The sequence below is a fragment of the Aliiroseovarius conchicola genome, from assembly GCF_041403445.1.
Taxonomy (GTDB): Bacteria; Pseudomonadota; Alphaproteobacteria; order Rhodobacterales; family Rhodobacteraceae; genus Aliiroseovarius; species Aliiroseovarius conchicola.
In genome coordinates, this window is the sequence record NZ_JBGEHL010000001.1 from 283707 (window position 1) to 308215 (window position 24509).

The window sequence follows — 24509 nt, forward strand, 5'->3', positions numbered from 1 at the left end:
CGAAAGAGAAGTCCCCATGCCCCAAACCGCCGAACATGAGGCCGTGGTCAAAAGCGCGGCGACCGAAATCGCAAAATTTGACGATCACGGAAAGGGCCTGATGAACCGGTTCCATCACGCACTCCACACAACGCCTGCGCTGGTGCCTCTGATCGTGCTGATTCTCGCTGTTGCCGTATTTGGGTTGCTTCTGGGCAGCAAATTCTTCTCTCCTTTCGCGCTGACACTGATACTGCAACAAGTGCAAATCGTCGGCATCGTGGCGGCCGCGCAAAGCCTTGTGATATTGACCGCAGGTATCGACCTGAGTGTAGGGGCAATAGCCGTGATCTCCTCCGTGATCATGGGACAGTTCACGTTCCGTTATGGTCTGCCCCCAGCGGTGTCGGTCGTATGTGGGTTGGCCTTCGGTACAGCGATAGGTGCCTTGAATGGTTGGTTGGTCGCGCGAATGAAACTACCCCCATTTATCGTAACGCTTGGAATGTGGCAGATCGTGTTGGCAGCCAACTTTCTCTACTCGGCCAACGAAACCATCCGATCGCAAGACATTGCCGCACAAGCCCCACTGTTGCAGCTTCTCGGGGCAAAGTTCAAAGTGGGTGGTGCCGTCTTCACACTTGGTGTTGTGCTGATGGTCGCGTTGGTGATCGTGCTCGCCTATGTACTGAAACACACAGCTTGGGGGCGCCATGTCTATGCGGTGGGCGACGACCCCGAGGCAGCAGAGCTTTCAGGCGTAAACGTCAAGGGTGTGCTGATCTCAGTGTATGCCATGGCTGGCCTGATCTGCGCGCTGGCGGGGTGGGCCCTGATAGGTCGCATCGGTTCCGTATCGCCCACATCCGGGCAGCTGTTAAACATCGAAAGCATTACCGCGGTGGTGATCGGAGGTATCTCATTGTTCGGAGGTCGGGGTTCGATCTTGGGGACATTCTTCGGTGCACTGATTGTTGGGGTTTTCACACTTGGGCTGCGGCTGGCAGGCGCAGACGCGCAGTGGACATATCTTCTAATCGGCGCGTTGATCATCGGAGCGGTTGCCGTTGACCAGTGGATTAGAAAGGTAGCAGCATAATGGAACCGATTTTGAAAGGTCGTGGTCTGGTAAAGCGATATGGTCGCGTGACCGCACTTGATGATTGCGATTTCGATTTGATGCCAGGCGAAATTCTTGCTGTCATTGGCGACAACGGGGCGGGCAAAAGCTCACTGATCAAGGCGGTGTCTGGTGCTGTTGTTCCAGATGCTGGGACGGTCACTCTAGAGGGCAAAGAGGTTTCATTCTCGTCACCCATCGAGGCGCGTGAAGCTGGAATCGAAACAGTCTATCAGACGTTGGCCATGTCTCCTGCGCTATCGATTGCCGACAATATGTTCATGGGCCGTGAGCTTCGGAGACCGGGCTTTCGGGGCACATGGCTTCGGCAGCTAGACCGTCCTGCAATGGAAAAATTCGCCCGCGACAAGCTTACCGAACTTGGTCTGATGACAATCCAGAACATTAATCAGGCGGTCGAAACCCTGTCTGGAGGCCAGAGACAAGGCGTCGCCGTCGCCCGCGCGGCCGCTTTTGGCTCGAAGGTGATCATCCTTGATGAACCGACTGCTGCGCTAGGCGTGAAAGAAAGTCGACGGGTGTTGGAGCTGATTCAGGACGTAAAATCGCGAGGTATCCCGATCATCCTGATTAGCCACAACATGCCACATGTATTCGAAGTCGCAGACAGAATTCATGTACACCGACTGGGGAAACGACTTTGTGTCATTGATCCCAAGGACTACACAATGTCGGATGCGGTGGCATTTATGACAGGCGCAAAAGCAGCGCCTGTGGATACTGCATGACGCGCAGTAGCCGGTGAAACCCAGTTTCTGAACATGGTCGCGTAACAACTTGGATCCGACTTAATCCAGGCAAAGGAACGACCGCCAGCCGCATGAAAGGCTGGTCCAAGCTGGTGTGGCATTAAACGTTATCCAACATCAAATCGCTCGCCTTTTCGCCAATCATAATCGCCGGCGCGTTGGTGTTGCCGCTCACGATTTCCGGCATGATCGAGCAATCCGCGACTCGTAGTCCTTCAAGCCCGTGGACTTGCAGCTTGCTGTTAACCACCGCATCTTCTCCTTGTCCCATCTTACAGGTTCCCGTCGGGTGATAAATCGAGACCGAATTGTTGCGGGCCCAGTCGAGCGTGCCTTCGTAGTCATCTTGTGAAAGGTCCGCTGTTGGCCGGAACTCCTCGGATATTTTCGATGCTAGTGGGCGGTGGCGTGCGATATTGCGCGCGATGTTCACGCCGTCGACAATCGTTCGGCAATCGGTTTCGGTTGCAAGATAGTTCGGGTGGATTGTCGGATAGGTTCGAGGGTCGGGGCCATTCAGTCTTATTTCACCCCGGCTTTCCGGCCGAAGTTGACATACGGACATTGTGAATGCCGAAAACGGATGAACCCCTTCACCAGGGCTGTCTGCGGACCAAGGTTGAACGTGGAACTGAATATCAGGCGTCTCAACCTCGGGTCGGGTTTTCAGAAAGCCGGTTGCCAAACTTGCCGCCATGGTCATCGGACCTGCGCGGAACATTGCATATTTCAGCGCAATACGGGCCTGATTGAACAGGCTGCGCACCTCGTCGTTCAATGTCGGCTCGTTGCATTTGAAGACAAGCCGGGCTTGTAGATGATCCTGCAGATTGCGACCGATACCCCGCAGTGCGTGCAGTGGTGAAATACCATTGTCTCTAAGATGCTCTGGGTCGCCAATCCCCGACTGCATCAAAAGCTGAGGCGAGTTGATCGCACCTGCCGACACCACGACCTCGCGGTTTGCGGTGATCGTATGCTCCGCTCCCGCACGATCAAGATAGGTCACCCCTGTGACGCGTTTACCATCCAGATTGATCGATTTAACCTGCGCATGTGTGATGATCTGCAGGTTTTGGCGGTCGCGGATTGGTTTCAGATAGGCGACTGCAGCTGAGCAGCGCCGGCCCTTGCGAGTGGTCAGTTGGAAATACCCGACACCTTCTTGATCGGCCCCATTGTAGTCTGGGTTGAATTTGTATCCAGCTTCTTGTGCGGCGGCCACCCACGCGTCGCAGATCGGTCGCTGGATGCGCATATTCGACACGCTGAGCGGCCCACCAACACCGTGATACTCGTCGGCGCCACGTTCCTGATCCTCGGCCCGTTTGAACAGCGGCAGGACGTCATCCCAGCCCCATCCATCATTGCCCATCTGACGCCAACGATCATAATCCTCGGCCTGGCCGCGCACATAGAGAAGCCCATTTAACGAGGATGAACCACCAAGGACCTTGCCGCGCGGCCAATCTATTGAACGACCGTTTAGTCCGGGATCGGGTTCAGTCTTGTAACACCAGTCAAGCGACGGGTTATGCATGGTTTTGAAATAGCCAACTGGAATGTGAATCCAAGGATTGGTGTCTTTCCCTCCGGCCTCGAGCAGCACAACACGGTTTGAGGGGTCAGCGCTGAGACGATTGGCGACGACGCAGCCCGAAGACCCTGCACCGATGACGATAAAATCTGCCTCCAATTTATGCCCCTCCCGAAGTTGTTGAAAAAAAGTCTAGGCAATTTGCGCGAAGCAATCTAGCCTTAAATGAAACAAAACGTCTCAATAATTACAAAACGGGAGGAATGTAATGACAATTGATAACAACCTAAAAGGAATCTCACGCCGAGATTTCTTCCGCGTTGCAGGACGTTACGGGATGAGCTCGACGCTTTTGGCCGCGGGCAGTTTCGGTGGCGCGATGAGCCTCGCGAATCTCGCGAGTGCAGCCGAATCGACCTATGAGAAGCGCTTTTCGAAGCCCGCGAAGCACAATCTGACCTTTGGTGCGGCCGGGTTTAACCCCGCCAACCTGCTGATCGAACGGGCTGGTGCTTTGGAATTCGCACGGGACTTGGAAAGCCGGACGGATGGCGAAATTCGGATCGAGTTCATCGGCAACAACCAGATTTGCGGACAGACTTCATGCGTTGAAAAAGCGCAGCAAGGGATCATCGACATCTATGCGGCGTCGACGCAGAACTCGGCGGGCGGCGCCCCTTACCTGAACATTCTGGACTATGCCTATATGTTCCCCAGCCGGGCGGCGCAGTATCATTTCCTGTATAGCCCTGAATCGCAGCGCATCCTGCGCGACCCACTGGAAAAGCGTCACGGGTTGAAGTTCCTGTTCAGCCATTGCGAATTGCGCGGTATCCAACTGGGTCTTGGTTGGGAGAAGCGGCCAACGGTCACCAAGCTTGAAGAGCTATTCGGCACCAAAAACCGTGTCACTGGTACGCAGCTTGGCCGAATTGCAATGCAGGCGCTGAACCTGAACCCGGTGCCTGTGGCATGGGAAGAAACTCTAGACGGTCTGAAGCAGGGCTTGATTGACGGGGCCGAGACTTGGGCGTCAGCCGTGGCCTATGCCAACATGTCGCCTGTGGTCAGTCAGTCGGTCGACCTGAAGTTCTTCGCCGGGACCGAGCATACGTCGATGACGACCGCCGCGTTCGATAAGCTTGAGGGCTATTTGCAGGACGCAGTCATGGAAAGCTCCTACTGGACACAGACCCATGTTCAGGCTGCGAACGAGGCCGCGCTGGTGAAAACAGTAGGTTGGTCCGATCCTCAGCTGCCCGGCACGATCTTCAAGGAAAACAACGTGCGCAACGCGTTCTTGGCCGATGACCAGATCAAAATGGCGGAAGAAATGTGTTCGCCGCAGTTCCAACCCCAGCTTTGGGAACAATGGCGCGAGCGCCTGAATGGCTGGGCCGGCGGCATCGATACGTATCAGGAAATCTTCGACATTGCGCGGCAGATTCCGACCGATACACTGCCCGAAAACGTAGAGCCACGCCGCTGGTGGCGCGCCTAATACGGGCTATTACTATTGGGCCGGCGCAGGGTATCGCGCCGGTCTTTCTTGCCTGAAGACCGGATCAAATCCGGCGGGCATCAAGGGAGGATACGATGGGCTTCTGGTCTGATATCAGCGCCATATTCAGCGCGTTCGCGTCGCAGGACAGTTTTGAAATTCGCAACGCGCTTAAATCTGATGCGGTTTGGGTGTTTGGGGCCGTGGTCGCGGCTTTGGGCGGCTTTGTGATCATGTGGATCTATCGCATGGTCCCACTTCTAGATCGCCATCTTGAACGCACGATTATGGTCTGGAGCTATTTGGCCATCGCCTTCATCATCTTCTGGGGTGTGATCGACCGTTTCATCTTCTCTAACCAGCAGCCATGGTCGACCACTGTCCCACCGCTATTGTTCATGATCATGGCATGGTTCGGTGCGGCCTTTAACGTGCGTTTGCGCACCCATCTAAGCTTTGCAGAATTTCGAACCGCAATGCCACGCACTGGGCAGTTTTTATGCCTGTGTTTGGACGCTGTTTTATGGTTTGTCTTTGCGGTGATTGTTGTTGTGACAACAACACGGCTGACCGCGTTGTCTGCCTCGAATTTTCAGATCGTTCTTGGCACCGACAACGTGATGCAGTGGTGGTTCCTGATCACCGTTCCCTTGTCTTTCGTCCTGATGATCGCACGGGTGTTTGAGAACTTGATTGATGACATTCGAAACTTCAAATCGGGAGAGCCCTTGATCAAGCAAGCCGTTATCGGAGGGGATGTCTGATGGATGTTTCAACCTGGGTCACACTTATTTCCATCGGCGTTACGGTGTTTTTCATGCTGGGCGTCCCGGTGCTTTTGGTCATCGCTTATTGGGTCATCGGGTGTTCGTTCGTGCTGGGGCTGACATTAGACAATATGGGGTCCGAGCTTCTGAACGTCTTCAACAAGGGCTTCGCGCTTCTTGCCATGCCTCTGTTCATCCTGACCGGAGACCTGATCAACCAATCCGGCATCGCGCGACGATTGTCTGACTTTGCGTATTCCTGTCTTGGATGGCTGCGTGGCGGGCTTGCGATGGCATCTCTTGGCGCGTGCGGATTGTTCGCGGCTATATCTGGGTCGAACTCGGCCACCACAGCGACCATCGGGTCCATGTTGCATCCGGAAATGGTGAAGGGCGGCTATGACGAACGCTTTTCGGCAGCCACGGCGGCGGCAGGCGGCACGGTCGGGATCATCATCCCGCCCTCGATCATCTTTATCGTTTACGGGTTTTTGATGAACCTCCCGATTTCGGATCTGTTCGTCGCAGGCATCATTCCCGGCGCCTTGATGGTGATCGGGATGCAGTTTGCCTGCTGGATCATTTGCCGCATCAACGGATGGGGATATCTGATCCCTCTGCAACTGAACCGCGTTTTAAAAACTGCGTTTGGTGCATGGCTGGGCTTCTTCGCCATCGGTTTGGTGCTTTGGGGCATTTACACAGGCAAATTCTCACCAACCGAGGCCGCAGGCGTTACTGTCGGGTTCTGCGTCATCGCAGGGCTGGTCAGCTATCCGTTGAACAAAATTCTGGGCACCGACAGAGACAAGCCTGCGACTGAGAAATCATATCTCGAAATGTTCGTGGTCGAAGGCTTCACCATCCCGCAGATTCCATCGATCGTGGTTCGGTCGGCGCAAATTACCGGTATTCTTGCGCCGCTTATCGCCATATCGGTGGTCATGCAGCAAATCCTGTCGCTGCTTGGCGCGCAACAAGCCATCGGAGGGTTTGTAACCTCGATGGGTGGCTATCATGCGGTGCTGTTCACCTCGATGATGATCGTGTTCTTCTCGGGCATGGTGCTTGAAAGCCTGCCGGTCACGATCATTCTGGCCCCGATCCTTGCCCCCATTGCGGCATCCGTCGGGATCGACCCGATCCACTTCTCGGTGATCTTCCTTGTTGGCGCGTCCATTGGCTTCATCACGCCCCCTTATGGGCTGAACCTTTATGTGGCGTCCGGTGTCACGGGAGTTCCCTATTTCAGGCTGCTTCGGTATACGGTGCCTTATCTTGCAGCGTTGATTGGCGTTTGGATTCTGGTGTCACTTGTTCCTGATCTGGCGTTGGTCCTGCTGCCAAACAGGTAGGCAAAGATATGGCAGACGCTCCGGCGACCTCGACACCCTCGCAGATACCGACCAATCTGCGCTTGCTTTTGCTGGTGGAAGAAGTTGCCCGCCGGGGTGTCGCCGTCAAACCCGCCGAGTTGATAGACGCCATCGGATTGCCAAAACCCACGATCCATCGGCTGTTGCAAACGGCCGAGGCAGAGGGGTTCCTTCAGCGGGATCTTGACGGGCGCTCGTATGGTCTTGGACCACGATTGCGCGCGCTGGCGTCAAACGTGATGTCATCTGAACACCTAAGAACTGCACGCCTTGCCATACTGAAAGGCCTTGCCGATGAAGTGGGCGAGACCTGCAACCTGGCCACCCCAGATCGCGAAGGCATGACATATCTCGACCGGGTCGAGACAAGCTGGCCCCTACGCATCCAATTACCAATCGGCACACAGGTTCCGTTTCATTGCACAGCCAGTGGTAAGATGTATTTGTCTTCATTGCGACCAGCGACGTTGAACGGCCTGATATCGGCCCTGGACCTCGAGGCCAAGACGGCGCAAACAATTACGTCAGGCGTGGATCTCAAGGAAGAACTTCGCCTCACCCGGCAACGGTCCTATTCAACGGATGACGAGGAGTTCATGGTTGGCATGGCAGCTGTGGCTGTGCCAATACTGGACCAACAGCGGCGTTTGCTCGCCACACTCTCGATCCACGCACCTGTCCAGCGCCATGGTGTCACAGAACTCGTATCATTTCTCGCGCCTCTCAAAGAGGCCGCTGCGAAATTGGCAATGTTGCATAAGAACAGTTCGACCCAGAGCACCTGAGCGTCAAATGTAGCGAACTTTTTCCCGAACTCTCACAGAGTGGTCCAAAGCCTCTTGGGAAGCCTCTGAACGTTCGCGGTCGGGAACACGGCCAGTGACCGCTGAGCAACCCAAGTGCGGGGCTGGTGTGTGGGAATCGCATAACCCTCGCTAGGACGTGATTGGCGTCAGGGCCAGTCGCGGCACTATGCTGGCACTGATAGAAAGAGGAGAGTTCGATGCGCATGCTACTGCTTGGGGTGATCTGTGCAGCGTCGCCAGCCTTAGCCCACGAGGCCACGATAAATGGCGCGACCGCGCAGCAAGAGGGCGGCGAGTGGCGCATTGCCGTAAGTCTTGCGCATGAGGAAACCGGTTGGGATGATTATGCAGATGGCTGGCGGGTTGAGAACGAGGCGGGGGATACGTTAGGCACCCGCGTTCTGCACCATCCTCATGCAAATGAACAGCCATTCACTCGCAGTCTGTCGGGCGTGATTGTGCCCGACGGGACCGAGGCCGTTTGGATACGAGCACGCACAAGCGCCGACGGTTGGGGGAATGCTCGGTATCGGTTGGAGTTACCTGCCGAGTGATACGAACTCGACGATTGGGTGAACAAAAAAGGCCCGGACAATGTCCGGGCCTTTCTTTTGTTTTGATCAGGGCTGATCAGTGAGAATGGCCCTTATCCCAGTCTTCCTGCTTTGGCAGGATTTCGAACGTGTGCTCTGGCGGAGGCGTGGGCAGTGTCCATTCCAACGTATCCGCATACTCGTTCCAATAGTTGTTCTCGGTGATCCGTTTGCCGCGTGTCAGCGTGTAGAAAACAATACCGATGAAGAACAGGAACGACGCAAACGACAGGAACGCACCGTAAGAGCTGATCTTGTTCCAATAGGCGAACGCTTCCGGATAGTCGATGTACCGACGCGGCATCCCCTGACGACCCAAGAAGTGTTGTGGGAAGAAGGTCAGGTTCACACCGATGAAGAAGGTCCAGAAGTGGATCTTACCGGCCCATTCCGGGTACTGGCGCCCAGACATCTTGCCGATCCAGTAGTAGATACCTGCGAAGATACACATCACCGCACCGATCGACATGACGTAGTGGAAGTGCGCCACAACATAGTAGGTGTCATGATACATCCGGTCGACGCCGGCTTGCGACAGCACAACTCCGGTAACGCCACCAACCGTGAACAGGAACAGGAAACCGAACGCGAACAGCATGGGCGTATTGAACTCGATCGAGCCCCCCCAAAGCGTCGCGATCCACGAGAAGATTTTGATCCCGGTCGGGACTGCGATCACCATCGTGGCCAGCATGAAGTAGGACTGCTGGTTCAGCGACATACCGACGGTGTACATGTGGTGTGCCCACACAACAAAGCCGATCACGCCAATAGCGATCAAGGCCCAGACCATCGGTACATAGCCAAAGATCGGTTTACGGGCGAAGGTGCCGATGACATGGCTGATCAGGCCAAAACCCGGCAGGATCACGATGTACACTTCCGGGTGTCCGAAGAACCACAGGATGTGCTGATACAGGATCGGATCGCCGCCACCTGATGGGTCAAAAAACGTCCCGCCGAAGTTACGGTCAACCAGAAGCATGGTGATTGCGCCGGCCAGAACTGGCAGGGACAGAAGGATCAACCATGCGGTGACAAAGATCGACCAAGCGAACAGCGGCACCTTGAACAGGGTCATGCCGGGGGCACGCATGTTCAGGAACGTCGTGATGATATTGATCGCGCCAAGGATCGAAGAAGCACCCGACACGTGGACCGCGAAGATCGCAAGATCCATGGAATAACCGCCCTCGGTTGTGGACAGCGGGGGATAAAGCACCCAACCCACGCCAGAACCAAGCTGGTCATTGCCGCCCGGCGCCAACATTGACGCAACACCCAGTGCCACGCCAGTGGCATAAAGCCAGAACGACAGGTTGTTCATGCGCGGGAATGACATATCCGGCGCACCGATCTGCAGCGGCATGAAATAGTTGCCAAACCCGCCAAACAAGGCCGGGATGACAACGAAGAACATCATCAGGACGCCGTGATAAGTGATCAGGACGTTCCAAAGGTGACCATTTGGCGTACATTCCGCCGCGGCATCCGCGAAGAACCGTGCGCCTTCTAGGCACATATACTGTACACCTGGCTCCATCAGTTCCATTCGCATGTAAACTGTGAAGCTGACCGAAATGAAACCGGTCAGGCCGGCCAGAAACAGGTAAAGGATCCCGATATCTTTGTGGTTGGTCGACATGAACCACCGGGTAAAAAACCCGCGCTCGTCGTGGTGGTCCTGGTCGTGAATGGCTGCGTCCGCCATGTATCCCTCCCTTGGGGTTAACTAGTCGGGGGCGGGGAATTACCCCACCCGGCTTTTTAACGTGTTTAATATGCAGTGCCGGGGCGAGCAACGACGCAATGGTCGCAGGGGCCAAAAAAATGCGCCCCACAGCGCGATTTGCGGTGTGGGGCGCAGGATATCTTGGAAATTTCAGCCGCTTGGCGGAAACTTGATCAGTTGGTAGCGGTCGAATCGCCTTCGGTTGCTTCACCTTCGCCCTCAGCGGCGGCATCATCTGCCGGCATCTCAGGCGAGAATGTCGCCAAGAATGCCACGATGTTTTCCGGCTTACCCCACTTAAAGGTCATCTTGGATTTGGCTTTGCCGTCGCCTGTGTGTTCTTTCAAGAAGTCCTTTGGGTTCTTGATGTAGGCATCCAGCAGCTCCGGGGTCCAGATCAGGCCAGCTTCACCGGCAGCAATCAAAGATTTCCCGTATTTGAATCCTTCAACGGTACCGGCCTGACGCCCGACAACACCATAAAGGTTTGGTCCGGTCTTGCCGCCTTTGAACAGAACCTCGCCTTCTGGGTCAACTATGGCATGGCAGGATTTGCACTTCTTAAAGTCCTTTTCGCCTTTGGCGACATCGCCTTCAGCAAATGCAGCGCCCGACAGGGCCAGGATCATGGCTGCGGAAGAGAGAATCGTCTTCATGTTGTTCCTCGTGCTAGATCGTTTCACGCGTTATGCGTCATTGTGCTGGACAGTGCTTTGATTACAAGCGGAATGTAAGATGGCGAGCTGTCGCAGGCAGCGGGGTCTTAACGAGATGGACCAAATGTTTCATCGAACGTTTTGCGCAAAGCGACGTCCACATCCTGCAACGTCACTGGCAATCCCAGGTCAACAAGGCTGGTCACGCCATGTTCCGAGATACCGCAAGGCACAATACCCGAGAAATGCTCCAGATCAGGTTCGACATTGATCGAGATCCCGTGGAAACTGATCCACTTCCGAAGTCGCACGCCGATAGCAGCGATCTTGTCCTCAGGTGGTTGGCCGGTGACGGTCAGCGGCTTGTCGTTGCGCACGACCCAAACGCCAACACGACCCTCGCGCTGTTCGCCATCGACGTTGAATTCGGCAAGGGTTCGGATCACCCAGTCTTCCAGCGCCCCCACGAATGCCCGAACGTCACGTCCGCGTTTGCCAACATCCAGCATCACATACGCCACCCGCTGACCGGGACCATGATAAGTGTACTGCCCCCCGCGTTTCGAGGCGTGGACCGGAAACCGGTCCGGTGCAACCAAATCCGCCGGGTCGGCTGAAGTGCCCGCAGTATAGAGAGGGGGGTGCTCCAGAAGCCAAACCATCTCACCCGCCTCGTCGCGGGCCATAGCGTCGACATGGGCTTCCATTCGGGCAACCGCTTGTTCGTATTCGATGAGAGTATCGGCAGTTTCCCAGGTGACTGGGGGCATATCGGGTAAGGCTTTCATATCTCTCATTTGGCACCGCATGGAGACATTGTCAAAAAGAGCCCGGAAAACTCCAGCGCGGGTGTTTTTGGACTTCACATCCCTAAACCCCTTCGCTATGAAGCGCGTCACCTAGCCTAGGCTTGCGGTCGTGGCGGAATTGGTAGACGCGCAGCGTTGAGGTCGCTGTGAGGTAACACTCGTGTGGGTTCGAGTCCCACCGACCGCACCAAGGCTTCTGGTTTCTCCTGATACTTCGAATAGCCATTAGATTTCGGGATTTCGTGTTTGCCTGCTTACCACCAGCGGGCTACAAATGGCCACTCTAGGATGCGTGAGAAGCAGCGACTGGTTCGCTAGAAAAGCATTTAGAAAGCCGCCAACCATGCCATATGAGTGGATCGCACCCCATACACCTAATCCCCCTAAGGCCGAACTGCATTTGTGGCCCTTTCGATCCTTACCACGCCGCGGATTCGTTGGGATCATGGCAATGGGATTCACACTGATTCTGATCCCCATTCTGGCCTTGTTAGGCACAGTGACATTATGGTGGCTGTTGCCTTTTGCACTGGGCGCGATGGGCGCGCTGTGGTTCTTTATCGAAAAGAGCTACAAGGATGGTGAAATCCTTGAGGAGCTGTGTATTTGGCCAGACCACATGACGCTGACGCGCTTCGGGCCACGCAAGGCGCACAAAAAATGGGAGGCCAATCCCTATTGGGTGACGGTCCACCTACACAAGACTGGGGGGCCCGTGCCGAACTATGTCACGCTAAAGGGCGATGGGCGCGAGGTCGAGATCGGAGCTTTCTTGTCGGAGGATGAACGGCCACAGCTCTATGAGGAACTGTCAGAGCGACTGCTGCGCATCAAATCGCACGGGCCATAAGCTCCTGTCAGAAAAGTCGGCGCGTATGTGGTCACCATCGTAACCGCACGAAACGGATCGGCTTGCTTTGCGTGGCGTGCTAACAAAATGTACGTACCGACAACAGTGAACGCATTCCTATGACCAACAGTCCCTCGCCCACCCTGGATCTACGATCCACCGCAATGCTGCTGTTGCTGGCCGCTGTCTGGGGAGGTTCATTTTTCTTTGGAGAGGTCGCCTTGCAAGAGGTGCCGCCGCTTACAATCACCCTTTACCGAGTCATCGGGGCCCTACCGGTATTAGCTGCTATCGTAGTTCTGAAGCGCATCCCGATCCCGCGTTCCATACGGATCTGGTGGGCTTACCTTGTGATGGGCGCGCTCAACAACGCAATTCCCTTCTCGTTGATATTTTGGGGACAGACGCAGATCGAAAGCGGTCTGGCGTCCATTTTGAATGGGACAACCGCCATGTTTGGTGCGGTGGTTGCGGGTCTATTGCTACGTGACGAGCCTCTCACCACGAAGAAAGTCATCGGCGCGGCCCTCGGTTTGGCTGGCGTGGCTTTCATCATGGGACCAGAGGCGATAACTGACTTCAATCCAAGTAATCTGGCACAGCTCGCGATCCTCGGCGCGACCTTATCCTATGCGTTTGCCGGGGTTTGGGGAAAAACCGCCCTGTCTGCGCAACCTCCCCTTATGAATGCGCTTGGCATGGTCGCAGGCAGCACTCTGTTGATGACACCGATGGTCCTGATTTTCGATGGACCGCCAAATTTGATGCTTTCAACCAGCATTTGGGGCGCGCTGACTGGCCTTGCCGTCCTGTCGACGGCGCTCGCTTACGTGCTCTACTTCGCTATTTTAGCCCGAGCCGGAGCGGCCAATCTGTTGCTCGTCACTCTGCTTGTACCACCATTCGCCATAGGACTTGGTGTCTTGTTTCTGGGAGAGGCAATGGGAAAGCAAGAATGGATCGGTTTTGGCATCATCGCTGTGGGGTTCGCCGTGACGGACGGGCGCTTGTTCTCGCTTTTCAGGCGCAAAGCGCGGGTGGCGACGAAGCCAGGCCATGGGTCATGACCTGAGCTTACAAGAGGCCTCCGGCGATAGTTTCGCCGCCAGAAGCAAAGTCCAGGCTTAGCCCAGCTTCTCTTTCACCATCGGGCCGACTTTGCCGAAATCCATTTGGCCAGTGAACTGCGCCTTCAATGCGCCCATCACCTTGCCCATGTCGCGAATACTCTCTGCCCCAACCTCTGAAATGGCGGCAGCGACGGCTGCATCGGTTTCGTCATCCGACAGCTGCTTGGGTAAGTAGTCTTCAATCACCAGTATCTCAGAGCGCTCTTTCTCGGCCAGTTCAAGCCGCCCGCCTTCTTCGTAGGCACGAGCACTTTCCTGACGCTGCTTGACCATCTTGCCAAGAATGGCAAGGACATCGGCATCAGTCACTTCGACCTCTTCGCCGGTTCCGCGCATCGCAATATCACGATCCTTGATCGCAGCGCTGATCAGCCGAAGCGTCGACAAGCGCGCGGCATCCTTGTTCTTCATAGCCGTTTTCAGGGCGTCGTTTATCTGGCGTCGCATGTCCATATGTCTGTCCGTTTGCTGTGAGCTTCACGAAGCTTGAAACCTATCGAATAATAAGATGGCATTCAACTGGCGAGTTGATGCGCTAACACCTTGAAAATCAAGGATATGCGAAATTTCCTGTTCGTGACGCTGCCCCTTGACCCCGCGTCCCCACACCTCTAGTTTCGCGCCAATTTGTCGATCGGGAGTCGCCTAATGTCTGCAGCCACCGCACTTGCTACTACCCCTGCCAAACCAACCGCCTGCCTTGCGCTAGCGGACGGTACGATTTTCTACGGTCACGGGTTCGGAGCCGTGGGCACCACCACCGCTGAACTGTGCTTCAACACCGCGATGACCGGATATCAAGAGATCATGACGGACCCGTCCTATGCGGGTCAGGTGGTCACGTTCACGTTTCCTCATATCGGCAATACCGGCGTAAATGACGAAGATGATGAAACCGCAACTCCAGTTGCCGCGGGCATGGTAGTGAAATGGGACCCAACCGAGCCGTCGAACTGGCGGGCGACCGAACGGCTGGTCGATTGGCTGGGCAAACGTGGCAGAATTGGCATAGGAGGCGTTGATACGCGACGCCTGACCCGCGCGATCCGCCATCAGGGCGCCCCGCATGTCGCAATCGCACATGATCCCGAAGGCAATTTCGATATAGAGGACCTGATTGCTCAGGCACGCGATTTTTCCGGGCTAGAGGGGCTGGACCTGGCCAAAGACGTCACCTGTGCCCAGAGCTATAAATGGGACGAAATGCGTTGGGCTTGGCCTGATGGGTATCCAAAGCAAGAAAGCCCCCGCAACAAGGTGGTTGCCATCGACTATGGTGCCAAGCGCAATATTCTGCGCTGCCTTGCATCGGCCGGGTGTGACGTCACTGTTTTGCCGGCCACTGCGACGGCGGACGACGTGTTAGCGCTCAATCCTGACGGCGTATTTTTGTCAAATGGTCCGGGCGACCCGGCCGCAACCGGTGAATATGCGGTGCCGATGATCAATACGATCCTTGAGACAACTGATTTGCCGATCTTTGGCATTTGTCTGGGTCATCAGATGCTGGCGCTGGCCCTAGGAGCCCGCACCATCAAGATGAACCACGGTCACCACGGGGCCAACCATCCCGTAAAAGACAATGACACGGGCAAGGTGGAAATTACTTCGATGAACCACGGCTTCGCAGTTGATACAGCCAGCCTGCCCAACGGTGTTGTCGAAACCCACGTTTCGTTGTTTGACGGATCCAACTGTGGGTTGCGAATGAAAGACCGCCCGGTCTTTTCGGTCCAGTACCACCCCGAAGCCAGCCCCGGACCTATGGACAGCTACTATCTGTTCGAACGGTTTTCGGACGCAATGGACGCCCGCGGTTAACCGACCACCAGACAGGAAAGTTGTAGGAAATTGTGCTTGGTTAACCGGCTGTTAACCACAGGCTTGCCATGTTCATTCGGTCGTACAACCCGAAAGCACGAATATGTCTGCAACCAACCTGCGTCTTGTCCCGGCCGACCGCGCACCAGCGCGTGGCTTGGAGGCGGTCGGGCAGCCAAAACAGAAACGCAGGCCGCTCGGGCAGGTATTGGTCGACATGGGGGCACTGACCCCTGAAAACTTGGCAATGGCGGTGTCTCTGCAAGCCCGCGAGGATGCACGTTTCGGCGATATACTCCTAACCAATGGCTGGGTGCGCAGCGCGGATCTATATGCCGGACTCGCACGCCAGTACGGGTGCCAGATCGCTGATCTTGGTCGCGAACCACCCGATGTTCGTCTGATCGATCAGTTGGGGGCTGCGTTCTGTATTCGCAATGGAATCGTGCCCTGGAAACATGTTGGTGGCGCAACGGTCGTGATCTGTTCACGCCCCGATAGGTTCCAGTATCTTAAGGAGGAATTTCCTTCAGAATGGGGGCGTTGCTTTCTGGCCATCGCGCCGGAACAAGACATTCAACGCGCATTGATCGAAATGCGCCACCGCTCGCTCGCGATACGCGCTGAAAGCCGCGTAAGTGATGCCGAAAGCTGCCGCAGTTGGCGCTCGGGCTCTGTTGCCCGCCTTGCCGCCGCCCTTTTAATTGCGGTTTGCGCAGTGTTCATGCTGTCCTCATTCGTCGGTTTCGTCCTGCTGGTTGGCTGGGCCGTGCTGACCTTGCTCCTAAACTCGTCCCTCAAGGCGATTGCGGCCGTCCAGTTCTGGCGCTTCAGCCGCAATCCTTCGAAACACCCCGACCTGCCTGCGCCGACCAAGGGCTTTCTGAAACTGCCGACCGTCTCGATCCTCGTGCCGTTGTACAAAGAACGCGAGATCGCAGCGCGGCTGGTCAAGCGGTTGGAACGGCTATCTTATCCGCGCGAACTGCTTGATGTCTGCCTTGTCGTGGAAGAAGACGACACGTTGACGCAAGAAACTCTTGCCGGATCAAACCTGCCCCGCTGGATGCGCCAGATTATCGTCCCGCGCGGCGCGGTGAAAACCAAACCGCGCGCCATGAACTTTGCGCTCGATTTCTGCCGTGGCTCGATCATCGGTGTCTATGACGCCGAGGACGCACCCGACCCAGATCAGATTCACAAGATCGTCCGAACATTCTCGGAACGGGGGCCAGATGTGGCCTGTCTTCAGGGGCGGCTTGATTTTTACAATGCTAGGACAAACTGGTTAAGTCGTTGTTTCACAGTGGAATACGCCACCTGGTGGCGCATTGTTCTTCCCGGTGTCGCAAGGGCTGGCTTTGCCATCCCTCTCGGCGGAACGACTTTGTTTTTTCGACGGGACGCGCTGGAGGAATTGGGGCGCTGGGACGCCCATAATGTCACGGAAGATGCCGATCTTGGTATCCGGCTTGCCCGCCGCGGCTTTCGCACCGAGCTGGTCGACACCGTCACGGAAGAAGAGGCCAACTGCCGTGTCTGGCCGTGGATCAAACAAAGGTCGCGCTGGATCAAGGGATACGCGATGACCTACGGCGTCCATATGCGCCAACCTCGACAATTGTGGCGCGATCTTGGCTGGTGGAAGTTTCTTGGATTTCAGATCCTGTTTCTTGGCAGCCTATCGCAGTTCCTGCTGGCCCCAATCCTTTGGACGTTCTGGGCATTTCCGCTGGGCCTGCCCCATCCCTTACGTGGTGTGGTCCCAAGCGAGCTATTGATCATTCTGGGAACCGTATTCATGGCAACCGAGCTTTTGACCATCACCGTGGGAATTCAGGCGGTCAGCAATGCCAAGCTTCGATGGCTTCGCTTTTGGGTCCCGACGCTACACTTCTATTTTCCGCTGGCCTCGCTTGCCGCAATGAAAGGGTTTATCGAGATCGTCACGAAGCCGTTCTATTGGGACAAAACGCAGCATGGTGCCTTTGACCAAGCCGACCAGGACATGGTCACTCTCCAGCCATAGAATCCAGCTTGATCCGCGTTTCGAACGCCTTCGAGATGTGGGTTTTCAATGCCGCGTGGGCTGCGTCCTGATCGCGCGCTTCAATCGCGGTTACGATGGCATCATGTTCGGCCACCGCCACCTCGCTGCGACCCTCGGCAGCCAGGGACGTGGTCGCCAACAGCGCCATTGTCCGATGAACCAAATCCAACTGCTGCACCAGGTACCGGTTGTGTGACGCCAAGTGCAGTTGCTTATGAAAGCGGCGGTTTGAGCGCGACAGCGCGGCGGGGTCAGACAGCCGTTGGCGGTCATCCTCGACCATATCGCGCAGCACTCGAATTTCCTCGGGTGTTGCGTGTTGGGCAGCCAACGCGGCGGCGAGCCCCTCCAGCTCAGAGCGGACCACATATAGCTCGGCCAGTTGATTGTGACTAAGCGACGCGACGATCAGACTGCGCCCGTCGCGCGCCAAAAGCGATTGCGTTTCCAGTCGTTGCAAAGCTTCCCGGATTGGGGTGCGCGAGACGCCAAACCGTTCGGCCAATTCGCTTTCAACCAAGCGGTCGCCGGGCTCGTAGACGCCAGTATCAATTGCCTCAAGGATCAGTTCATAGGCGTCCTTCTGTCCCTGTTTTGCGTCTGCCACGGCGTCCTCGTCCTTAGTATGGCCCATTTGAGCGTCACCTAAACATGCAAGCGAACCCAAATCAAACCCGAACCCGACAACACAGTGTCGCAGCGCGCCAGAATTACGCCCCTGCCCCCTTTTCCCCGCCCCCCAACAAGAGTAGCGTCGCGCCATGGTCGCCGATCAATTTTCCCATGTCAGCGCCTGGGTCTTTGACCTGGACAACACGCTGTACCCGCCCCATGCACGCCTTTTCGATCAGATCGAAATCCGCATGACCAACTGGGTTATGCAAGAACTTGGCGTGGACCGGCCCGAGGCTGATCACTTGCGCCAACACTACTGGAAAACCTACGGCACCACGCTTGCCGGCTTGATGCGAGAGCATGACGTCGACCCGGCACCGTACCTTACTGATGTGCACGATATCTCGATGGATCACTTGGACGTTGACCCCGATCTTGCCCGGCACATCCGGTCCCTGCCGGGGCGCAAGATCGTGTATACCAACGGTTGCGCGCCTTATGCAGAGCGGGTGCTGGCGGCGCGCGGGTTGGCCAACCTTTTTGATGCCGTCTATGGCGTGGAACACGCGAATTTTCATCCCAAGCCAGACCGAACTGCCTTCGACAAGATATTCGCCCGTGACGGGATCAGCCCAGATGTGGCCGCCATGTTCGAAGACGACCCACGTAACCTTGCCGTGCCTCACGCATTGGGTATGCGCACCGTCCACGTCGCCCCGGACCCCGAACCCGCCGCTCACATTCATCACCACACCGACGATCTGACTGCTTTCCTGAGCAACTTGGTCGACGCCGCCTGCCCCGAGACGAAAGACTGACCCATGACGGATTATAGCGCAGACATCTTCATTTCTGGCGGCGGCATAGCAGGTCAAGTCGCAGCCGCAGCCTTCGCCGAGGCTGGGTTTACCGTGGTCATGGCCGATCCCTTCACCCCTGTGGTGACCGCAAGCGACGACAAGTCCGATTTACGTTCGACAGCCTTCCTGCAACCGGCCCGGCAGTTGTTCGAGAGGATCGGCCTTTGGTCCTTGCTAGCACCGCACGCCAAGCCCCTGGATCAGCTCGCCGTCGTCGACACCACCGGCTGGCCGCCTGAAATACGAGATCAACGTGTATTTCAATCCGGCGACATGAGCGATGAACCGTTTGGGTGGAACCTGATGAACTGGGTCGTACGGCGTGAAATCTGGGGATATTTGAAAGAACAGCCAAAAATCGTGCCGCTGTATGGCGCTGGTTTTCGCTCTATAGTTCAGCGTACCGGAGAGATCATCGTCACACTCACAAATGGCGACAAGATCCGTGCGCGGATGGGAATTGCGGCAGATGGGAAACTGTCACCACTGCGCGAGGCGGCCGGCATCACCGTTTCCACCACGCGGTACGGGCAAAAATCGCTGGCCTTTACGATCACTCACGATCTGCCACACGAAAATGTATCGACCGAGATTTACAATGAAGGCGGACCCTTCACGATCGTCCCACTACCGGACATCGGCGGTGAAAGCGCCTCGGCGATTGTTTGGATGAACAAGGGGCCTCGCGCTGTTGAATTGATGAACATGCCCGTGGCTGAGTTCGAAGACGTCATGTTTGAACGTTCCACTGGACTGTTGGGCCGGATGCATTTGCAAGGCAACCGCTCAATTTGGCCGATCATAACGCAAACGGCCGATCAGTTGACCGCTGGCCGCGTGGCAGTGGTGGCCGAGGCCGCACATGCCCTACCCCCGATTGGGGCGCAGGGGCTGAATACGTCTCTGAACGACGTGATCGCATTGCTGGAGTTGGCGGAAGCAACGCCAGATACCATCGGAGATCCAGCAATGATGCGTGCCTACGCAAAGGCACGGTCCACTGACATCGCACGGCGCGCCCGCGTCATTGACCTGTTCAATCGTGTCACCCGCTCAGGAGATGGGTTTCTGCAAGCCGTGCGCTTGTTGGGATTAAAAGCCGTTCACGATGTGAAGCCGATGCGAAAGCGCGTGATGCGGGCAGGCTTGGGACCAAGTTGAAACTGCTGCGGCATCCCGACGCAAGGTCAGCGTGACGCATTCCAATTCTCGACTATACTGGCGACTACGTCCCTCAACGCAGCGAACAAGGACCAACCGCCATGACATCTGAAAAAACCGCAGAAGAAAAAGCCGCCGAAAACCGCGACGAAAAAATTGCCTTCATGATCATGGGTTTGATCGTCTTAGCACTCGTCGCTGGATTTCTTGTGATGGGAATCACAGGTGTTGGGCTTGTGGCGCTTGCGACAGTCCCAGTGATCTATTTCCTGCTGATCATGATGGCGACCGGCAAGGGCTAGAGCACTTTCGACAACACGGCGTCCAATCGCGCAACGCTTGCGTCAACGTCATACAGTTTGTCGAGACCAAACAGCCCCAGCCGGAAGCTGGAGTAATCGTCGCCCTCGTCACACATCAGCGGGACACCAGCGGCGATCTGCACGCCCTCTGCGGCAAACGCCTTGCCTGCTTTGATGTTCGGATCTGAAGTATAGGACACGACGACGCCCGGCGCTTCGAACCCTTCGGCCGCGACGGATTTCACACCCTTTGAGGCCAGCAATGCGCGGACACGGCGGCCTTGCACCCACTGCGCGTCTTGCAGCTTTTTGAAACCATATTCTTTCGTTTCAATCATGGTATCGCGAAACGCCCGCAAGGCGTCGGTGGGCATCGTGGCGTGATACGCATGGCCCCCGCCCTCATAGGCCTCCATGATGGACAGCCACTTGCCCAAATCGACCGCGAAAGACGTTGATGTCGCCGATTTGGCCAGATCTCGCGCGGCGTCGTTCATCATCACAAGCCCAGCCGACGGTTGCGCCGACCAGCCCTTTTGCGGGGCGGAAATCAAGACGTCTACACCGGTTTCCTTCATATCCACCCAAGCGCAACCCGATGCAATACAGTCCAGAACGAAAATCCCTCCGATTGCATGAACAGCGTCTGCAACAGCTTTCAGATAGTCATCCGGTAAGATCATCCCGCTTGCGGTTTCGACATGCGGCGCGAACACCACGTCGGGGCGTTCGTCTTTGATCCGGGTAACCACCTCGTCGATTGGAGCGGGTGCGAATGGGGCGTCGGGCGCATTGCCAACGCGACGCGCTTTCATCACGGTCTCGTTCGAAGGGATTAAACCAGCCTCGAATATCTGGCTCCAGCGAAAGGAAAAGAACCCATTGCGGATCACCATGACGCGTTTACCCGTTGCAAACTGGCGCGCTACGGCCTCCATCGCGTATGTGCCGCCGCCGGGCACAACCGCTACGGCATCCGCGTTATAGACCTCTTTCAACGTGGCTGAGATATCGTTCATCACACCTTGGAATGCCGTCGACATATGGTTCAACGAACGATCAGTGAAGACCACCGAGAATTCGAGCATTCCATCGGGATCAATATCGGGCAAAAGTGCGGGCATGGTCGCGTCTCCTTCACATAGCCAAGTGAGACTGACGGAAAACCACCTTGCAGGGAAGGGTCAAATTGGCCCGGGCCTGCGTTCTTCTGACAAAAGTACGTTGGCTTCCACATCGCCAACCCCCGGCAATGTCATGACCCGTCGCCTTAGCACCCGCTCGAAATCTGCCAGATCACGTGCCACGACACGCAGACGGTAATCATACAGCCCCAGCACGTGTTCAACGGTTTGAACTTCGGGGATGGCCGAAACCGCGCGTTCGAAGTCTTCCAGGCTGACTCGCCCTTTTGTCGCCAGTTTCACGCCAAGGAAAACGGTGACGCCAAAGCCCAGTGCCTCACGATCAAGATCCAATCGTCGGCCCGCCAGAACACCGTGTTCGGTCAACCGCTTGATACGGCGCCACGTCGCAGGTTGGCTCAGCCCAACATCGCGCCCCAAAGCACCGGCCGATTGGGTCGCATCTTCTGCTAGCGCCCGGATTAGAGCCCGGTCGATGTCATCAACTTCGATCATAGCGGCAGGCTCTCATCAGCCTTGATCCGCGCAACCTGCATCAGAGCTTCGATATCCGCGATGTGAGGCAACCCCAAGATTTGATCCCGATAGATCGCCTGATAATGCGGCATATCCCGCGCAACGACGGACAAACGAACATCGACACGGCCGAGGAAGGTCTGGATTTCGATCACTTCACGAATGTCACGTGCCGCAGCGATGAAGTCGTCGAAGGCGCGCGATTGGGTCTTATCAAGCGTAATGCGCAAGCTGACCTCGACCGCATAGCCAAGCGCGCGCCAATTGATCACCGCACGCGGGCCCCGCAAGATTTTCTGATCACGTAGCCGGTCGATACGACGTGTCAGCCGCGCTGTGGACATCCCTATAAGATGGGCAAGATCAGGCGCTGCCATCATCGGGTCCGCCTGCATCTGCCTAAGAATGCGTCTGTCGGTGTCATCTAACATGATTATTTCATTATCATTCTATATGACGAATTAAAACTGCTACATTGAGTGTAAATTCCGCCTTTTCGCATCTCGCACACCACAGCAACATCCTTATGATGCCTTCAGAATGAAACACATCTAAGGGAGCGCCCGATATGCGCGTTTATTACGATCGCGATTGCGACATTAACCTGATCAAAGACAAAAAAGTGGCCATCCTTGGCTACGGTTCGCAAGGCCACGCGCATGCTCTGAACCTGCGCGACTCGGGCGCGAAGAACCTTGTCGTTGCGCTGCGTGAAGGCTCGGCTTCGGCCAAGAAAGCCACCGCCGAAGGTCTGGAAGTCATGGGCATCGCAGAAGCCGCCGCTTGGTGCGACGTTATCATGTTCACCATGCCCGACGAACTGCAGGCTGAGACCTACAAGAAATATGTCCACGACAACATCAAGCCCGGCGCAGCCATCGCATTCGCTCACGGCCTGAACGTGCACTTCGGCCTGATCGAGCCCAAAGAAGGCGTTGACGTGATCATGATGGCCCCGAAAGGCCCCGGCCACACAGTTCGCGGCGAATACCAAAAAGGTGGCGGCGTACCGTGCCTTGTTGCTGTGAACACAGACGCGACCGGCAAAGCGCTGGAAATCGGCCTGTCCTATTGCTCTGCCATTGGTGGCGGTCGCTCAGGCATCATCGAAACCAACTTCCGCGAAGAGTGTGAAACCGACCTGTTCGGTGAACAAGCTGTTCTGTGCGGCGGCATCGTTGAACTGATCCGTTGCGGCTTTGAAACTCTGGTTGAAGCTGGCTACGCACCGGAAATGGCCTATTTCGAGTGTCTGCACGAAACCAAGCTGATCGTAGACCTGATCTATGAAGGCGGCATCGCGAACATGGATTACTCGATCTCGAACACTGCCGAGTACGGCCAGTACGTCACCGGCCCGCGCATCCTGCCTTACGAAGCCACGAAGAAAGCTATGAAAGAGTCGCTGGAAGACATCCAGTCAGGCAAATTTGTTCGTGACTTCATGCTGGAAAACGCTGTTGGTCAGCCGACCATCAAAGCGTCGCGCCGTGCCAATGATGAGCATCAGATCGAGGTGGTTGGTAAGAAACTGCGTGACATGATGCCTTGGATCTCGGCTGGCAAACTGGTCGACCAAGAAAAGAACTAAGACGGTCAAACGTCAGGGAAAGGGCGGTCCAAGTGGCCGCCCTTTTTCGTTAGGCGGTACAGGCATTGGCATAGAAATTGCCAAAGACATTGTCCCAGCCGCCATTGTAGCCATTGCGACGATCATCGGCATCGTCACCCAAGATCTCCCAACCTGAATGAGTGAGCGTGACTTCTGTTTGCTCATCTCCTAGCACCGCGAACGCGACATCGACGCGCGTGGGCGTATCTGCATTTGCGCCCGGATGCCACGTCATGGCGATCTTGCTGCCGGGTTCATATTCCAGCACTTCGCCCCAATCTGTTCGCGTTCCGTCATACATCGTCTCATAGACCGCACCCCCAACGCGTGGCTCGATTGTTACTGCTAGAGCCGCCTTGCCCTTCGAGGCGGACACTGCATGGCCATCCAAGGGCCACCAGCTTGAGGTTCGGTTCACAAAGACATCGAACGCATGATCAGCAGAGCATTTGACGCGGATGGTTTTCACAACGGGATCGGTCATTTCAGTCAATCTTTCTTTCGTTGATTTCTTGGGCGAAGCTTTCAAGCACATCGCCCCAATACTGGTCGAGCCACTGACGAAGTTCTGCCAGCCCCTCTGGTCGCACGGCATAGATGCGGCGCGTCCCTTGTTCGTGACACACCACCAAGCCCGCGTCGGACAAGACCTTCAAATGCTGAGAAACCGCAGGGCGGCTGACAGGCAAACCCTTTGCCAGTGCGCCCACCGGTCGGGGGGCTTTCGCCACAGCTTCAAAAACCTGGCGTCGGGTTGGATCAGCTAGTGCAATGAGTGATTCTTGGTAAGCCATAACTTAC

At 56.2% G+C, this 24509-nt stretch carries 26 protein-coding genes and 1 tRNA gene; 16 read left to right on the forward strand and 11 right to left on the reverse strand.

Annotated elements, in window-relative coordinates:
* The first annotated feature begins 16 nt into the window (after positions 1-16).
* Positions 17-1078: an ABC transporter permease gene (locus V6N04_RS01415; protein ID WP_371168326.1), complete on the forward strand. Its 1062-nt coding sequence runs from the start codon at positions 17-19 to the stop codon at positions 1076-1078.
* Positions 1078-1848, forward strand: a complete 771-nt coding sequence (locus V6N04_RS01420; protein ID WP_371168327.1) for an ATP-binding cassette domain-containing protein — start codon at positions 1078-1080, stop codon at positions 1846-1848. The genes V6N04_RS01415 and V6N04_RS01420 overlap by 1 nt, the downstream gene beginning before the upstream one ends.
* Positions 1849-1969: 121 nt before the next feature.
* Here V6N04_RS01420 and V6N04_RS01425 read toward each other — a convergent pair whose 3' ends face one another.
* Complete coding sequence (locus tag V6N04_RS01425; protein WP_371168328.1) at positions 1970-3565, reverse strand: GMC family oxidoreductase; 1596 nt, start codon at positions 3563-3565, stop codon at positions 1970-1972.
* A gap of 109 nt (positions 3566-3674) precedes the next feature.
* Here V6N04_RS01425 and V6N04_RS01430 point away from each other — a divergent pair, with 109 nt between their 5' ends.
* The 5 genes from V6N04_RS01430 (at position 3675) to V6N04_RS01450 (ending at position 8410) form a co-directional block, all read left to right on the forward strand.
* Positions 3675-4907 carry a TRAP transporter substrate-binding protein gene (locus tag V6N04_RS01430; protein WP_371168329.1) on the forward strand — a complete coding sequence of 411 codons (1233 nt, stop codon included), beginning with the start codon at positions 3675-3677 and terminating at the stop codon, positions 4905-4907.
* 95 nt (positions 4908-5002) lie between these two features.
* Entirely contained in the window at positions 5003-5671 is a 669-nt protein-coding gene (locus tag V6N04_RS01435) for a TRAP transporter small permease (protein ID WP_371168330.1), read from the forward strand.
* The gene (locus V6N04_RS01440; protein WP_371168331.1) at positions 5671-7029 is read left to right on the forward strand and encodes a TRAP transporter large permease; all 1359 of its coding nucleotides are present in this window, start codon (positions 5671-5673) and stop codon (positions 7027-7029) included. The genes V6N04_RS01435 and V6N04_RS01440 overlap by 1 nt, the downstream gene beginning before the upstream one ends.
* Positions 7030-7037: 8 nt before the next feature.
* A complete protein-coding gene (locus tag V6N04_RS01445; protein WP_371168332.1) occupies positions 7038-7835 on the forward strand; it encodes an IclR family transcriptional regulator in 798 nt (265 codons plus the stop codon).
* 218 nt (positions 7836-8053) lie between these two features.
* Complete coding sequence (locus V6N04_RS01450; RefSeq protein WP_371168333.1) at positions 8054-8410, forward strand: hypothetical protein; 357 nt, start codon at positions 8054-8056, stop codon at positions 8408-8410.
* Positions 8411-8486: 76 nt separating this feature from the next.
* Here V6N04_RS01450 and V6N04_RS01455 read toward each other — a convergent pair whose 3' ends face one another.
* From V6N04_RS01455 to lipB, 3 genes are all read right to left on the reverse strand, one after another.
* A complete protein-coding gene (locus V6N04_RS01455) occupies positions 8487-10160 on the reverse strand; it encodes a cytochrome c oxidase subunit I (protein ID WP_371168334.1) in 1674 nt (557 codons plus the stop codon).
* A 194-nt stretch (positions 10161-10354) separates the two neighbouring features.
* On the reverse strand, positions 10355-10837 hold the full coding sequence (locus tag V6N04_RS01460; RefSeq protein ID WP_371168335.1) for a c-type cytochrome: 483 nt from the start codon (positions 10835-10837) through the stop codon (positions 10355-10357).
* Between the two features lie 107 nt (positions 10838-10944).
* Positions 10945-11625, reverse strand: coding sequence for a lipoyl(octanoyl) transferase LipB (gene lipB / locus V6N04_RS01465; protein ID WP_371168336.1), 681 nt, complete (start codon positions 11623-11625; stop codon positions 10945-10947).
* A 124-nt stretch (positions 11626-11749) separates the two neighbouring features.
* Here lipB and V6N04_RS01470 point away from each other — a divergent pair.
* From V6N04_RS01470 to V6N04_RS01480, 3 genes are all read left to right on the forward strand, one after another.
* A tRNA-Leu gene (locus V6N04_RS01470) sits at positions 11750-11836 on the forward strand.
* 153 nt (positions 11837-11989) lie between these two features.
* A complete protein-coding gene (locus tag V6N04_RS01475) occupies positions 11990-12496 on the forward strand; it encodes a DUF2244 domain-containing protein (protein ID WP_371168337.1) in 507 nt (168 codons plus the stop codon).
* A 119-nt stretch (positions 12497-12615) separates the two neighbouring features.
* Positions 12616-13563: a DMT family transporter gene (locus V6N04_RS01480; protein WP_371168338.1), complete on the forward strand. Its 948-nt coding sequence runs from the start codon at positions 12616-12618 to the stop codon at positions 13561-13563.
* Positions 13564-13620: 57 nt separating this feature from the next.
* On the opposite strand, the gene V6N04_RS01485 is transcribed toward V6N04_RS01480, so the two are convergent.
* Complete coding sequence (locus V6N04_RS01485) at positions 13621-14079, reverse strand: GatB/YqeY domain-containing protein (RefSeq protein WP_371168339.1); 459 nt, start codon at positions 14077-14079, stop codon at positions 13621-13623.
* Positions 14080-14274: 195 nt separating this feature from the next.
* On the opposite strand from V6N04_RS01485, the gene carA reads away from it, so the two are divergent.
* Positions 14275-15447, forward strand: coding sequence for a glutamine-hydrolyzing carbamoyl-phosphate synthase small subunit (gene carA, locus V6N04_RS01490; protein ID WP_371168340.1), 1173 nt, complete (start codon positions 14275-14277; stop codon positions 15445-15447).
* A gap of 103 nt (positions 15448-15550) precedes the next feature.
* Entirely contained in the window at positions 15551-17476 is a 1926-nt protein-coding gene (locus V6N04_RS01495) for a glycosyltransferase (RefSeq protein ID WP_371168341.1), read from the forward strand.
* Here the strand turns inward: V6N04_RS01495 and V6N04_RS01500 are convergent.
* A complete protein-coding gene (locus V6N04_RS01500) occupies positions 17460-18131 on the reverse strand; it encodes a GntR family transcriptional regulator (RefSeq protein WP_371168342.1) in 672 nt (223 codons plus the stop codon). The two genes, V6N04_RS01495 and V6N04_RS01500, sit on opposite strands and share 17 nt — an antisense overlap.
* 127 nt (positions 18132-18258) lie before the next feature.
* On the opposite strand from V6N04_RS01500, the gene V6N04_RS01505 reads away from it, so the two are divergent.
* The 3 genes from V6N04_RS01505 (at position 18259) to V6N04_RS01515 (ending at position 20435) form a co-directional block, all read left to right on the forward strand.
* Complete coding sequence (locus V6N04_RS01505; protein ID WP_371168343.1) at positions 18259-18930, forward strand: pyrimidine 5'-nucleotidase; 672 nt, start codon at positions 18259-18261, stop codon at positions 18928-18930.
* Between the two features lie 3 nt (positions 18931-18933).
* Positions 18934-20133, forward strand: coding sequence for an FAD-dependent monooxygenase (locus tag V6N04_RS01510; protein WP_371168344.1), 1200 nt, complete (start codon positions 18934-18936; stop codon positions 20131-20133).
* Between the two features lie 101 nt (positions 20134-20234).
* Entirely contained in the window at positions 20235-20435 is a 201-nt protein-coding gene (locus tag V6N04_RS01515) for a hypothetical protein (protein ID WP_371168345.1), read from the forward strand.
* Here V6N04_RS01515 and V6N04_RS01520 read toward each other — a convergent pair.
* The 3 genes from V6N04_RS01520 to V6N04_RS01530 are packed head-to-tail and all read right to left on the reverse strand — an operon-like array spanning position 20432 to position 22527.
* Positions 20432-21559, reverse strand: a complete 1128-nt coding sequence (locus V6N04_RS01520) for an aminotransferase class V-fold PLP-dependent enzyme (RefSeq protein WP_371168346.1) — start codon at positions 21557-21559, stop codon at positions 20432-20434. The two genes, V6N04_RS01515 and V6N04_RS01520, sit on opposite strands and share 4 nt — an antisense overlap.
* A 60-nt stretch (positions 21560-21619) precedes the next feature.
* A complete protein-coding gene (locus tag V6N04_RS01525) occupies positions 21620-22075 on the reverse strand; it encodes an Lrp/AsnC family transcriptional regulator (RefSeq protein ID WP_371168347.1) in 456 nt (151 codons plus the stop codon).
* Positions 22072-22527 (reverse strand): Lrp/AsnC family transcriptional regulator, encoded by a 456-nt coding sequence (locus V6N04_RS01530; RefSeq protein ID WP_371168348.1) that lies wholly within the window; start codon positions 22525-22527, stop codon positions 22072-22074. Before V6N04_RS01530 ends, V6N04_RS01525 begins: the two co-directional genes overlap by 4 nt.
* A gap of 137 nt (positions 22528-22664) precedes the next feature.
* Here V6N04_RS01530 and ilvC point away from each other — a divergent pair, with 137 nt between their 5' ends.
* Positions 22665-23687 carry a ketol-acid reductoisomerase gene (gene ilvC / locus V6N04_RS01535; protein WP_371168349.1) on the forward strand — a complete coding sequence of 341 codons (1023 nt, stop codon included), beginning with the start codon at positions 22665-22667 and terminating at the stop codon, positions 23685-23687.
* A 49-nt stretch (positions 23688-23736) separates the two neighbouring features.
* On the opposite strand, the gene V6N04_RS01540 is transcribed toward ilvC, so the two are convergent.
* Both V6N04_RS01540 and V6N04_RS01545 read right to left on the reverse strand, forming a co-directional pair.
* Positions 23737-24192, reverse strand: coding sequence for an SRPBCC family protein (locus V6N04_RS01540; RefSeq protein ID WP_371168350.1), 456 nt, complete (start codon positions 24190-24192; stop codon positions 23737-23739).
* A 1-nt stretch (position 24193) separates the two neighbouring features.
* Positions 24194-24502 carry an ArsR/SmtB family transcription factor gene (locus V6N04_RS01545; protein WP_371168351.1) on the reverse strand — a complete coding sequence of 103 codons (309 nt, stop codon included), beginning with the start codon at positions 24500-24502 and terminating at the stop codon, positions 24194-24196.
* Between the last annotated feature and the right edge of the window lie 7 nt (positions 24503-24509).

What these genes read in the sequence shown, in the direction of transcription:
- V6N04_RS01505 (WP_371168343.1), top strand. Translation starts at nt 18,259, where the DNA reads ATGGTCGCCGATCAATTTTCCCATGTCAGCGCCTGGGTCTTTGACCTG.
- V6N04_RS01450 (WP_371168333.1), top strand. Translation starts at nt 8,054, where the DNA reads ATGCGCATGCTACTGCTTGGGGTGATCTGTGCAGCGTCGCCAGCCTTA.
- V6N04_RS01510 (WP_371168344.1), top strand. Translation starts at nt 18,934, where the DNA reads ATGACGGATTATAGCGCAGACATCTTCATTTCTGGCGGCGGCATAGCA.
- V6N04_RS01430 (WP_371168329.1), top strand. Translation starts at nt 3,675, where the DNA reads ATGACAATTGATAACAACCTAAAAGGAATCTCACGCCGAGATTTCTTC.
- V6N04_RS01460 (WP_371168335.1), bottom strand. Translation starts at nt 10,837, where the DNA reads ATGAAGACGATTCTCTCTTCCGCAGCCATGATCCTGGCCCTGTCGGGC.
- V6N04_RS01525 (WP_371168347.1), bottom strand. Translation starts at nt 22,075, where the DNA reads ATGATCGAAGTTGATGACATCGACCGGGCTCTAATCCGGGCGCTAGCA.
- V6N04_RS01500 (WP_371168342.1), bottom strand. Translation starts at nt 18,131, where the DNA reads ATGGGCCATACTAAGGACGAGGACGCCGTGGCAGACGCAAAACAGGGA.
- V6N04_RS01530 (WP_371168348.1), bottom strand. Translation starts at nt 22,527, where the DNA reads ATGTTAGATGACACCGACAGACGCATTCTTAGGCAGATGCAGGCGGAC.
- V6N04_RS01445 (WP_371168332.1), top strand. Translation starts at nt 7,038, where the DNA reads ATGGCAGACGCTCCGGCGACCTCGACACCCTCGCAGATACCGACCAAT.
- V6N04_RS01485 (WP_371168339.1), bottom strand. Translation starts at nt 14,079, where the DNA reads ATGGACATGCGACGCCAGATAAACGACGCCCTGAAAACGGCTATGAAG.
- V6N04_RS01540 (WP_371168350.1), bottom strand. Translation starts at nt 24,192, where the DNA reads ATGACCGATCCCGTTGTGAAAACCATCCGCGTCAAATGCTCTGCTGAT.
- lipB (WP_371168336.1), bottom strand. Translation starts at nt 11,625, where the DNA reads ATGAAAGCCTTACCCGATATGCCCCCAGTCACCTGGGAAACTGCCGAT.
- V6N04_RS01495 (WP_371168341.1), top strand. Translation starts at nt 15,551, where the DNA reads ATGTCTGCAACCAACCTGCGTCTTGTCCCGGCCGACCGCGCACCAGCG.
- V6N04_RS01515 (WP_371168345.1), top strand. Translation starts at nt 20,235, where the DNA reads ATGACATCTGAAAAAACCGCAGAAGAAAAAGCCGCCGAAAACCGCGAC.
- V6N04_RS01420 (WP_371168327.1), top strand. Translation starts at nt 1,078, where the DNA reads ATGGAACCGATTTTGAAAGGTCGTGGTCTGGTAAAGCGATATGGTCGC.
- V6N04_RS01545 (WP_371168351.1), bottom strand. Translation starts at nt 24,502, where the DNA reads ATGGCTTACCAAGAATCACTCATTGCACTAGCTGATCCAACCCGACGC.
- V6N04_RS01440 (WP_371168331.1), top strand. Translation starts at nt 5,671, where the DNA reads ATGGATGTTTCAACCTGGGTCACACTTATTTCCATCGGCGTTACGGTG.
- V6N04_RS01475 (WP_371168337.1), top strand. Translation starts at nt 11,990, where the DNA reads ATGCCATATGAGTGGATCGCACCCCATACACCTAATCCCCCTAAGGCC.
- carA (WP_371168340.1), top strand. Translation starts at nt 14,275, where the DNA reads ATGTCTGCAGCCACCGCACTTGCTACTACCCCTGCCAAACCAACCGCC.
- V6N04_RS01520 (WP_371168346.1), bottom strand. Translation starts at nt 21,559, where the DNA reads ATGCCCGCACTTTTGCCCGATATTGATCCCGATGGAATGCTCGAATTC.
- V6N04_RS01480 (WP_371168338.1), top strand. Translation starts at nt 12,616, where the DNA reads ATGACCAACAGTCCCTCGCCCACCCTGGATCTACGATCCACCGCAATG.
- V6N04_RS01455 (WP_371168334.1), bottom strand. Translation starts at nt 10,160, where the DNA reads ATGGCGGACGCAGCCATTCACGACCAGGACCACCACGACGAGCGCGGG.
- V6N04_RS01415 (WP_371168326.1), top strand. Translation starts at nt 17, where the DNA reads ATGCCCCAAACCGCCGAACATGAGGCCGTGGTCAAAAGCGCGGCGACC.
- V6N04_RS01435 (WP_371168330.1), top strand. Translation starts at nt 5,003, where the DNA reads ATGGGCTTCTGGTCTGATATCAGCGCCATATTCAGCGCGTTCGCGTCG.
- ilvC (WP_371168349.1), top strand. Translation starts at nt 22,665, where the DNA reads ATGCGCGTTTATTACGATCGCGATTGCGACATTAACCTGATCAAAGAC.